Consider the following 10542-nt stretch of genomic DNA (forward strand, 5'->3'; position numbering starts at 1 on the left):
TATATGGGAAAAATTAAAGGATTTCTCTTTGCCGTACGACACAGAGAAATCCTAATGACCGATTTGGGATAAATAGCTCGGTGTATTGGTACTGGGTAAGAAATATTTATTAAATTTGCAGAAGAATACACTAATATATTGTAGCACTAACATAAAGTATGAAAACTAAAAGAGTAGACATTATTATTCCTGTTTATAACGTTGAGCCATATTTAAGGCGTTGTCTTAACAGTGTCCTTAAGCAGACGTTCAAGCATTGGCGTGCAATATGCGTTGATGACGGCTCGACGGATGGGTGCCCCGCCATTCTTGAGGAATATGCCGCCAAGGACTCGCGCTTTATGGTGATTCATCAGGCTAATGGCGGATTGTCGCATGCCCGCAATGAGGGCATGGCTGTAGCTGATGCAGAGTATATAATGTTTGTAGATTCTGACGACTTTATTCATCCGCAGACCCTTGAACTCGCTGTCAAGCTAATGGAGCGTGACGGTACGGACATGGTGAGCTGGTATAAGGATGTGGTGTATAAGAATATACAGTTGAGATTGTTCAACAAATACAATATCGACACGGTCAATTCGCGTCCGTGGCGCATGCCTTTCAGATATAAGCTGAGCTTCGTAAGGTCGGTTGTCACTGACGATGCACTGAAGTTTGCTTCCGACTGGCGCCATCCTGACATTAAGTTCCCCATCAAGCACTGCTACGTTTGGCGTCATCTGTTCAAACGCTCGCTTGTCAAGGACATACCCTTCATCAAGGGACTGAAATTTGAAGACCTGCCTTGGTGGTCGGAATTGCTGGTGAAGCCTGTGAAGACAACTATCACTCATCTGCCGCTTTACTACTATTACGAAAACCGCAAGTCAATATCGAAGGCTACTGAGGGTGTGGAACGACTCCAGTCGCAGCTTATCGGACTGGCATACGCACAGGAAAAGTATGAGAAATACGGTGACGCGGAACGTATGGCTTTGTGGAGCCATAACATAAAGTGGGCTATACTGTCGGGCAGTTCAAGAGTGTTGTATAAAATGCCTGCCGGCGAAGAGACCGATCGTCTTGTGCAGCATATCACCGAATTGGTGAAGAAGGGATTCTTCGATGATGCTACAAAGCCCATAGAGCTTAAAGCCAAGGATGCGTATTATGCAGTGGCTAATGGAAAGAAATTGACCTTGTAGAATACGAATCTTATATATTAAACCGGAACGGCGGACTCCCGTCCGACGCGCAGCAATAAGCCCACAACTAAAAGGCTGGCTGAGCGTCGGACGGGAGTCCGCCGTTCCGGTTTGTTGCTGCTGAGGCTGGAGACCTCAGCTACTATTTACTTCTCAAATTCCGACTTTGTCGGGAACTTGCTTTTGAGGAACTCGATTGCTGTTTTGCGGTCGGCATCGTTGGCAAATTCCGAATCGTTCATACAGAAGAATACGGGGTTGTAGCGCTCGAACTTTTCGTAGAGTTTGCTGTTGTCGATGTGCAGACGGAACGAATGGTGCTGTGATACATAGCGCAGGTGAGCCTTCTTTTCGGCAAGGGCCACATATGAGTATACGCTTCGCTGCACGTCGTCGGCAGCACGAACATGGTGCGGAATCATCGGACTGAACTCCTTCTCAAACTTACGGTTTGTGAATGTTATGGTGCTCTTCAGATACGAGTCGATGTTGTGATGAGGCTTGCATCCGTAGTAGGTGCCGTAATGCTTCTCTACCAGTTCGGCTGCGTTACGTATTATCTTCAGATACATGCTCAATGGCTTGCCCATCTTGTCTCTATACCACAGCGCCAGCTTGCGGAATGGCTTGCGGTTCATATACAGTATAGGCAGTCCGTCGGCTGCGAAGAATGTAGCCGGAGTGACGGGCTGGTTGATGTACATGTCGTCGTTGGAGAAGAGGAAATGCTCCGACAGGCCTGGAATCTTGTCGAGATAGTGCTCAATCAATGTCGAGTTGAAACACGGCAGACTCTCGGCAGGCATTATCTCCTTATGGTCTACCACACGAATCTTGGGATTTGTGGTATCGAGCCATTCGGGAGTCTGGTCGTCGGTGACGATGAATATCTTGCGTACCCACGGTGCATATTTCTCGATAGAGCGCAGACTGTATTTCAGTTCGCCGCTGTCAGCATAGCGTCCTTTGCAGTTTTCCTGACGTTCGGTGGGACGTCCGATGCAAGCGTCGCGTTTGGCTTGCCATTTCGGGTCGTTGCCGTTGACCCAAAGATATACCAAGTCTATATCCATAATGCTCTTTCTTTACTGGTTTTCTACAAGTTTCTTTATGGCCGGGTAGTGCTCGCATATTGCGTTGAACGCCTTCACGTTGCGGTCGACTCCAGCCTTGAAGTTGCTCGTCTTGAGCGACAGCTCCTTCGGCTTGCCGAGTCCGCGTGGCTTGTTGCGTCCGAACGGTACTGGAATTACGGGATAGCCGTTGGCGGCTCCTGCTGCCCAGAACCATATATCGTCGGTGCTTGGCGCAAGCTTGGTGAACAGCTCCACGTCCATCATGTCTGCCTTAAGCGAGTGGGGCGGATAAAGCACGCCACCTACGCCCGTCTGTATGTTGAGGAAACTGCGGTGAATGCGCTTCAGCAGGAAGTGATACCAGCGGTATTTGCTCCACTTCTTGTACGGTTTGCCATACTTGATGCGCTTGGCGCGGTGTGCCAGTATGGCGTTGGGTATTTGTGCGTGCAGGTCGAGCAGCTCCTTCAGCATGTATTTATGGTAATACACGTCGTCGTCGACGGTGACGATGATGGCATCGGGGAAGTCGATCAGAGCCGGAATGAGTTTGCGGTACGAGCGTATGTCGCGGTCGTAGTTGCGTATCTCGAATATGGGGTTCTCCTTGGCAAGCGCAAGGAGGCTCTGCGGCATTTCGTTTTCGGCAAACTGCGCCAGTGTGACGTAGAGTATGAGTTTGTCGGGCAGAACGCTGCCTTTCAACAATGAGCGTATAGCCTGCTCTGCAATAGTGATGGCTGCAGGAAACGAAGTCATTGAAATTATGACCTGCGGATTGTTATTGTTGTCTGTCATAATATACGGGTGTTATTGTTTTTGCTCGGTATTGGGAGCCGGTTCCTCAATATCGTTGAGGTCATACTGGTTGAAATATTCCATCGGCACTGATGTCTGTGTGCCGCTTGCACGTCCTCTCATCTGCTTCTCGCGGAACTCCTCAAGCGACCTTACTGCATAATGGTTGATGCGTATCACGTCCTGTTGCGGTGTGCGCTGTCTGAAGTTCTTTGTTATGGGATTGCCATGCGAGTCGGCTGCCTTACCCTTGATTCGCGCCACTTCATGACAGCCAATCATTGTGTACACCATTCGAGGGTTGACAATGCTCTTGACGTGGCGGTTAAGGTAATGGTCGGGCTGTGAGTGGAAGCGGAACCGCTTCATCACAGGCTCCGACGATTTAGCCTTGTTGCCTCCGCTGCCATATATGAGCCAGTTGATTTCGACGGCGGGGAACTGCTCGAAGCGTTTGAGGAAGTCGGGTATGGAAGCGTCCTTGATGGGGACGATGAATTCGTCGAGGTCGATGAATGCTATCCAACGGGTGTCGAAGCGGTGGCGTTTCAGACAGTCGTCGTAGGCGGCAAGCTGTCGGCGGTAACCAGGCCAGTCGATATACTCGACAATACCCTGCTTGATGTAAGGTTCGAGAATCTGCTTTGTGCCGTCGGTGCTCTCGTTGTCGTAGACGTAGAACTTGTCTACGCCTTGCGACAGATGCCACTCTACCCATTCCTTAAAGTAGGGACCTTCGTTCTTGGCAATGGCGCAGACAGCCAGATTATGCTCCGGAGCGGTATGGTTTCGGCGTATGTCGATGTTCAGCTTTATGGCGTTGAACACACCGAAACGCAGGATGCCGCGCCACTGGTTGCGTGTCATCTTGTGCGGGATTACTCCTGCTATGATTTCAGCTAAAACTTTATGCATAGGCTTGGATTGAAAAAGCGTTGTTAAAGCTCAAAACTTGACTTCTCGGGCAATATGCTTTGGAATGCCTCATGAAGGTTGTGCATCACCTCCTCGTAGTTGCGTATGTGCACATTGTCGTTGAGGCAGATGAGCGAGTACGACTGGTCGTATATTGCCTTGATGGCCTTCTTCGACTTTATCATCAACGGGAACATCTTGGTGTCGTTGTATGTGTTGTAAGGCTCGAAGTCGCCATTGCATATCTGCCAGATGCGGAACAGCTCGGGAGTGTAGTCGGTCAGCGCTCGGAAGCGGTTGGACGAGGTCTCGGTGAGTTCCTTGCCTGCCGCTGCCCATACCTCCTCAAATGTCTTCTTCAGATAAGGCTGGGCGTTGTGGGGGACGCGCAGCGTGATGAATTTGTTGTAGAAGCGCAGCAGATAGTTCCAGCGTGCCTTGGAGCCGTAGCTCTTGTGGAACCACTTGTCGTGCCAGCGCTCCATCACCTCCTTCTTGTTGAAGTGGCGGTTGATAATCTTTATGTTGTTCTTGATACGTACATACCATTGCGACCACGACGGATTGTAGTCGAATACGGCAATGTCGCAGGGCAGACCGTTCTTGAAGAATCGTTCTGGGGTGATATGGTTTATGATGTAGAAGTCGTCGTTGAAGTAGACGAAATGGTCGGCAAGTCCCGGAATTCTGTACATATATCGTTCGATGACTACAGAATTGTAGGTGGGCAGAAACTCGGCAGGTATGAAATCCTTATGGTTGACGAGGTGAATCTTGGGGTTGTTCTCGTCGAGCCATTCTGGTTTTTGGCCGCTTGTGACGAAATGAATCTTACGCACCCAGGGTGCAAACTTCTCAATGCCTCGGAACCAGTACTTCAAGAATCCGTAGTCGCGGAATCGGGCTTTCGAAACACCGTTCTTGGTATTGTCTTTGTTGCCAGAGTATTTTGCGAATTCATTCTGCCATTCCGGGTCGTCCATGTTGACCCAAGTAACCACAAAATCAATATCCATATATGTCTGTTTTATTTGTTATGTATTCTTAGTTTTGGGCGTATTTAAATCGATTGTGTGTCCACAGATAGCACTCCGGCTGTCGACGTATCTCGTCTTCAAGATGCTTGAAGTAGATGTCGGACAATTCGTAGTCGGGCAGCGACGACGGGTTGTCGTGCAGTGGAATGAATTCACACTCGTAATAGCCGCGCTTCACTCTTTTCACGTTTACGAAGACGGGTATGTGGCCGAAGTGCTTGGTTATCTTCTCCGGGCCTACCAGCACCGGCACGGTATGGTTCAAGAACGTCACGTAGTGCTTTATCTGTTTTCTTTTGGGCGACTGGTCGGCTATGAGCGCCACCATACACGGCTGGTTTTGCGATGCCATGTTGGCTACAAAGCGTGCCGTCTCGCGCATCTCCACACAGATATTGCCCATACGCTCGCGCATTTGCTTGATAATGTTGTCGAAGGTATGGTTTATCAGTTTGTGATAAACCTGGGCGCATACTACATCGTCTTTAATCCACAGTCCGATAGAGGTCATCCACTCCCAGTTGCAGTAATGTCCCATGAAGTAATCGACTGACTTGCCTTGGTCGAGCAGTTCGTTGGTTTTGTTCACGTTTACGAACTTCATGCGCTTCTTGATTTCGTTGGGCGAGATTGATGCCATCTTAGTGCTTTCAAGAATCATGTCCATAAAGTAGTGATAGAATTTCTTCTCTATAGATAATATTTCGTGATGGCTTTTCTCGGGAAATGATTCGGTAAGGTTCTTACGTACCACCTTTCTACGATATCTGATGATATAGTAAAGCGGATAGTACATAATGTCAGACAGTACATAAAGAGCCCAGAAGGGGATATATGACAAGACCTTGATTATTGTAAAGATTAAATAATACATTATATTGTATTGTATATGGTTTTGTTGTGTGAGTTAGACAAAGTTAAGTAAAAAGCATGAAAGAATGAAATTAAATTGGTCTAAAAGTTCGATTTGTTGTGTTTTTATTACAAAACAACCCTTTATATACGCGATTTTTTCATTACTTTTGTAACTTTCAAAAAGCACAACGAATAAATACATATATTCTAATATGATGACAGACCAACCACTGACATTCGCCATATTCGGCAATTCTTTCCAACCCCGCAAGTCGACATCGCTGTTGCGAGTGCTGTCGTTCTTGAAGTCGCGTGGCGAACGCGTGATGTTCGACCGTGAGTTTTACGACTTTCTCACGTCGGAGCATATGCTCGACCTCACTGGTGTGGAAGTGTTCGATGGCGACGACTTCGATGCCGACTTCGTCATCTCGATGGGTGGCGACGGCACATTCCTTAAGGCTGCGGTGCGTGTAGGCACGAAGCAGATACCTATCATCGGTGTCAATATGGGCAGGTTGGGATTCCTCGCCGACGTATTGCCGGCTGAGGTGGAGGCTGCGCTTGCCACAATCATCGCCGGAAACTATGCCATTGAGGAGCATACCGCCATACAGGCAGTCACTGAGGGTGGTGAGTTTGAGGGCTGTCATTATGCGCTCAACGATATTGCTGTGCTCAAGCGCGACGTGGCTTCGATGATAAGTATTCGTACAAGCATCGACGAGAGCTTTCTGGTTACGTATCAGGCGGACGGACTCATTGTATGTACTCCGACCGGTTCTACTGCATATTCGTTGTCAAACGGTGGACCGATTATCGTGCCGCAGACTCGCACGTTGTGCCTCACGCCCGTTGCTCCGCACAGTCTCAACATTCGCCCTATTGTAATTAGCGACAAGAGTGTGGTGCGGCTGGAGGTGGAGTCGCGTTCGCACAACTATCTGATAGCCGTCGACGGACGAAGCTATACGATGCATGAGGGTTCGGCTGTAACCATAAGTCGCGCCCCGTTCGTAACACGCATAGTAAAGCCAAACGGCTTGCGCTACTTCTCGTCGCTCCGCGAAAAGATGATGTGGGGAGCGGATAAGAGATGAGAATTTTGAGTTTTGAGTTTTGAATTTTGAATTGATGCCTACGGCATTTTTGAATTTTGAGTTTTGAATTAGGAGTTTGTCGCCTTTGGCGATTATGAATTATTCAATTTTGAATTGCTTAGTTCACAATCCTCAAATTTAAAACCAATAATTCAAAACTCAAAATTCAAAAAATCAAAATCGCAGGCGTCAGCCGAGAATAATTCAAAATTCAAAACTCAAAACTCAAAATTCAAAATTCCGAATGTTCAAAATTCCCAAAACCAAGTATCCGGCTCGCATTATTTTGCGATGGTTGTGGCGCGAACTGCGTGGCAATAGGTTGCAGTCGCTGCTCAACGCAACGTTGGGAGTGGCAGATGTGGCGTTGAGTCTGACACAGGTGTGGGCAGTGAAGCACGCCATCGACATAGCCTCGGGCAGTGAGCAGGGGTCGATATATTGGGCGGTGGCGCTGATGGGACTCATCATACTTGCCAACTTCGGTGTGAGCATAGCCGGAGTGTGGGTGCGCAACATACTCGGCGTACGTGCGCAGAACCGTATGCAGCAGCGCATGCTTGCCCATATATTGCAGGCAGAGTGGCATAGCCGTGAGCGGCATCACTCGGGCGACGTGCTCAACCGACTTGAAATAGATGTGACCACGGTAGTTACGTTTCTCACGGAGACAGTCCCCAACACGCTCTCCGTCATACTTATGTTTGTAGGCGCATTCGCCTGCATGTTCGTTATGGACCATACGCTTGCCGTATTGCTTGTGGCAATCATGCCAGTGTTCCTCGCCGCGAGTAGAATATACGTGGGACGCATGCGCAGTCTGACCCGACTGGTGCGCGATTCTGACAGCCATGTGCAGTCGGCAATGCAGGAGACGGTGCAGCACCGAATGGTAGTGAAGACACTTGAGGCTGGCGACGGCATGGTGTCGCGCCTTGAGAGCACACAGTCGGAGCTGCGCAGCAATGTTGTGAAGCGTACCATATTCTCCATATTCTCCAATTTTGTCCTTAATCTTGGTTTCGCTATAGGCTATCTCGTAGCCTTCTTATGGGCTGCCGTGCGCATGTCGGCAGGCACGCTGACGTTTGGCGGCATGACTGCCTTCCTGCAGTTGGTCAACAAGATACAGACTCCGGCACGCAATCTGACCAAGCTCGCGCCGGCATTTGTAGGCGTGCTCACCGCAGCCGAGCGACTTATCGAACTGCTCGAAGAACCTCTTGAACCGCAGGGCGAGCCCCAGCGTATGCAGGCACCGTGCGGATTGCGGCTTCAGAACGTGACGTACAGATACGAGGACGGCACGCGCAATGTTGTCGACAATCTCTCGTTCGACTTTGCTCCGGGCACGTGTACAGCAATATTGGGCGAGACCGGCGCCGGCAAGACCACCATTGTGCGTATGCTACTGGCGCTGGCACGACCGACAAGTGGCAACATATATATATATAATAAGGTGGAAAGTTGCGAGCTTACAGCACTTATGCGATGCAACTTTGTGTATGTGCCGCAGGGCAACACGCTCATGAGCGGTACTATACGCGACAATCTGTTGCTTGGCGATCCGCATGCTTCCGAAGCCGATATGTGGAATGTACTCAATCGCAGTTGCGCCGACTTTGTCAGGACGTTGCCCTTAGGACTCGACACAAAGTGTGGCGAGCAGGGTGGAGGATTGTCCGAAGGTCAGGCACAGCGCATAGCCATTGCGCGCGCCTTGCTGCGCAACGGCTCAATAATGATATTCGATGAGGCTACATCGGCACTCGATGCCGACACCGAATGCCGGTTGCTCGAGAGTCTGCTGCACGACAATCGCCATACAGTAATCTTCATCACCCACCGACCGGCTGTGTTGAAATACTGTACGCAGACGCTTAGGCTGTAACACACTTGCTGTAAATCAAGTTTTCGAATAAAAAACGAATGTTTTTGTTAGATTGTTTGCGCAAACAGCGAAATATTCATACCTTTGCATCGTCAAAAGGTTAATAGATTGTTTAGGTTAGTAGTAATAGATTTAGGTTTTTAGTTATTAGGTTTAAGGTAAATTTAAGGATTGTTTAACAGGTAGCGATGAGGGTTCGTGAGAGTCTTCATTCATTACGAAAATAATTTTTTAGTTAAACATAGAAATATGGCACAGCTCGCTGAGAGTTGTGCCATATTTTTTTCTTATTGCTTGCTGTGGAGGCTGGAGACCTCCACTATTATATAAGAATCCTACTACTAAGCAACGACAGTCTATTCTTAATTGTATATCTGTATATGCATAAATATACAATAAATCTTCCATTTTATAACAAACCGTAATTTTATATTGCATTTTTATAACGTATTGTTTGGATAATTATTCAAATATTCATACATTTGCATCCGTAAACGAATAAATATACATCCATACAAGAAATATGAAGTTAAAAAGCGACAGAATCGAAACATTGAAGATGCTCATTTCGAGCAAGGAACTTGGAAGCCAGGACGAAGTGCTTGCAGCTCTTGCCCAGGAAGGATTTGCCGTGACGCAAGCTACATTGAGCCGCGACTTCAAGCAACTCAAGGTGGCTAAGGCGGCCAGCATGAATGGCAGGTATGTATATGTGCTGCCCAACGAAACCATGTACAAGCGTGTGCCCACGCCGCGTATGGCGTCGGAGATGCTAAGTATTCCGGGCTATCGCTCCATCAACTTCTCGGGAAATATGGGTGTTATCCGTACCCGACCAGGCTACGCCAGCTCCATTGCCTACAACATCGACAACGGACACATTGACGAAATACTCGGCACGATAGCCGGCGACGACACCATTTTCATCGTGATTAAAGAGGGTGTGACGCAGGATCAGGTGATAAAAGGGCTGAGCACAATAGTACCAGGAATGGAAGCGGAATTCTAAACTCGATAAAATCGATTATGAACAAGGAAGATATAACAGTGATGGTAGCCGACGCATCACATGAGAAATATGTCGACACAATACTTGATACCATAGAGAAGGCTGCTAAGGTTCGCGGCACTGGTATCGCAAAGCGTACACACGAATATGTGGCTACGAAGATGAAGGAAGCCAAGGCTGTAATTGCTCTTTATGGCGAGGAGTTTGTAGGATTCAGCTACATCGAGACATGGGGCAACAAGCAGTATGTCACCACCTCGGGTCTTATTGTTGACCCTAAGTTCCGTGGACTGGGCGTGGCTAAGCGCATCAAGGACCTCACTTTCACTCTCGCCCGTACACGCTGGCCGCACGCCAAGATTTTCTCGTTGACGAGTGGTGCTGCCGTTATGGCGATGAACACCCAGTTGGGCTATCATCCCGTGACGTTTGCCGACCTCACCGACGACGAAGCTTTCTGGCGCGGATGCGAGGGCTGCATCAATGTAGACGTGCTGAAGCGCACCGGTCGCAAGTATTGCATCTGCACCGGAATGCTCTACGATCCGGAGGAACATCTGCCAGCTAAGCTTCCGGAGGAAGTGTTGGAGAGATTGAAGAAGTTGAGTAACTAGAAGCCCCACCCCCTGCCCCTCCCCCGCAGGGAGGGGAGTGATATGATTTGAAGGTGGAGT

General features: G+C 48.7%; 10 protein-coding genes. 5 read left to right on the top strand and 5 right to left on the bottom strand.

Annotated elements, in window-relative coordinates; genetic code table 11:
• Positions 1–158 precede the first annotated feature (158 nt).
• Positions 159–1187 carry a glycosyltransferase family 2 protein gene (locus tag I6E38_RS13180; RefSeq protein ID WP_235394431.1) on the top strand — a complete coding sequence of 343 codons (1029 nt, stop codon included), beginning with the start codon at positions 159–161 and terminating at the stop codon, positions 1185–1187.
• A gap of 146 nt (positions 1188–1333) precedes the next feature.
• Here the strand turns inward: I6E38_RS13180 and I6E38_RS13185 are convergent, their stop codons facing one another.
• The 5 genes from I6E38_RS13185 to I6E38_RS13205 are packed head-to-tail and all read right to left on the bottom strand — an operon-like array spanning position 1334 to position 5902.
• On the bottom strand, positions 1334–2260 hold the full coding sequence (locus I6E38_RS13185) for a Stealth CR1 domain-containing protein (RefSeq protein ID WP_235394432.1): 927 nt from the start codon (positions 2258–2260) through the stop codon (positions 1334–1336).
• Positions 2261–2272: 12 nt separating this feature from the next.
• Positions 2273–3061: a glycosyltransferase gene (locus I6E38_RS13190; protein ID WP_235394433.1), complete on the bottom strand. Its 789-nt coding sequence runs from the start codon at positions 3059–3061 to the stop codon at positions 2273–2275.
• 12 nt (positions 3062–3073) lie between these two features.
• The gene (locus tag I6E38_RS13195) at positions 3074–3976 is read right to left on the bottom strand and encodes a glycosyltransferase family 92 protein (RefSeq protein ID WP_235394434.1); all 903 of its coding nucleotides are present in this window, start codon (positions 3974–3976) and stop codon (positions 3074–3076) included.
• A gap of 23 nt (positions 3977–3999) precedes the next feature.
• On the bottom strand, positions 4000–4992 hold the full coding sequence (locus I6E38_RS13200; protein ID WP_235394435.1) for a Stealth CR1 domain-containing protein: 993 nt from the start codon (positions 4990–4992) through the stop codon (positions 4000–4002).
• Between the two features lie 28 nt (positions 4993–5020).
• Entirely contained in the window at positions 5021–5902 is an 882-nt protein-coding gene (locus tag I6E38_RS13205) for a lysophospholipid acyltransferase family protein (RefSeq protein WP_369681310.1), read from the bottom strand.
• A gap of 181 nt (positions 5903–6083) precedes the next feature.
• On the opposite strand from I6E38_RS13205, the gene I6E38_RS13210 reads away from it, so the two are divergent.
• The 4 genes from I6E38_RS13210 to I6E38_RS13225 all read left to right on the top strand — a co-directional run bounded on the left by I6E38_RS13210 (position 6084) and on the right by I6E38_RS13225 (position 10482).
• The gene (locus I6E38_RS13210) at positions 6084–6968 is read left to right on the top strand and encodes an NAD kinase (protein ID WP_235394440.1); all 885 of its coding nucleotides are present in this window, start codon (positions 6084–6086) and stop codon (positions 6966–6968) included.
• A gap of 244 nt (positions 6969–7212) precedes the next feature.
• Positions 7213–8859 (top strand): ABC transporter ATP-binding protein, encoded by a 1647-nt coding sequence (locus I6E38_RS13215; protein ID WP_235394437.1) that lies wholly within the window; start codon positions 7213–7215, stop codon positions 8857–8859.
• 523 nt (positions 8860–9382) lie between these two features.
• On the top strand, positions 9383–9868 hold the full coding sequence (locus I6E38_RS13220; RefSeq protein ID WP_235394438.1) for an arginine repressor: 486 nt from the start codon (positions 9383–9385) through the stop codon (positions 9866–9868).
• A 17-nt stretch (positions 9869–9885) separates the two neighbouring features.
• On the top strand, positions 9886–10482 hold the full coding sequence (locus tag I6E38_RS13225) for a GNAT family N-acetyltransferase (protein WP_235394439.1): 597 nt from the start codon (positions 9886–9888) through the stop codon (positions 10480–10482).
• Positions 10483–10542: the final 60 nt, after the last annotated feature.

The organism is Leyella stercorea, from assembly GCF_021531355.1.
Taxonomy (GTDB): Bacteria; Bacteroidota; Bacteroidia; order Bacteroidales; family Bacteroidaceae; genus Prevotella.

Bases quoted from the DNA above. Each gene is read 5' to 3' on its own strand.
- I6E38_RS13180 (WP_235394431.1), top strand. From the start codon at position 159: ATGAAAACTAAAAGAGTAGACATTATTATTCCTGTTTATAACGTTGAG.
- I6E38_RS13185 (WP_235394432.1), bottom strand. From the start codon at position 2,260: ATGGATATAGACTTGGTATATCTTTGGGTCAACGGCAACGACCCGAAA.
- I6E38_RS13190 (WP_235394433.1), bottom strand. From the start codon at position 3,061: ATGACAGACAACAATAACAATCCGCAGGTCATAATTTCAATGACTTCG.
- I6E38_RS13195 (WP_235394434.1), bottom strand. From the start codon at position 3,976: ATGCATAAAGTTTTAGCTGAAATCATAGCAGGAGTAATCCCGCACAAG.
- I6E38_RS13200 (WP_235394435.1), bottom strand. From the start codon at position 4,992: ATGGATATTGATTTTGTGGTTACTTGGGTCAACATGGACGACCCGGAA.
- I6E38_RS13210 (WP_235394440.1), top strand. From the start codon at position 6,084: ATGACAGACCAACCACTGACATTCGCCATATTCGGCAATTCTTTCCAA.
- I6E38_RS13215 (WP_235394437.1), top strand. From the start codon at position 7,213: ATGTTCAAAATTCCCAAAACCAAGTATCCGGCTCGCATTATTTTGCGA.
- I6E38_RS13220 (WP_235394438.1), top strand. From the start codon at position 9,383: ATGAAGTTAAAAAGCGACAGAATCGAAACATTGAAGATGCTCATTTCG.
- I6E38_RS13225 (WP_235394439.1), top strand. From the start codon at position 9,886: ATGAACAAGGAAGATATAACAGTGATGGTAGCCGACGCATCACATGAG.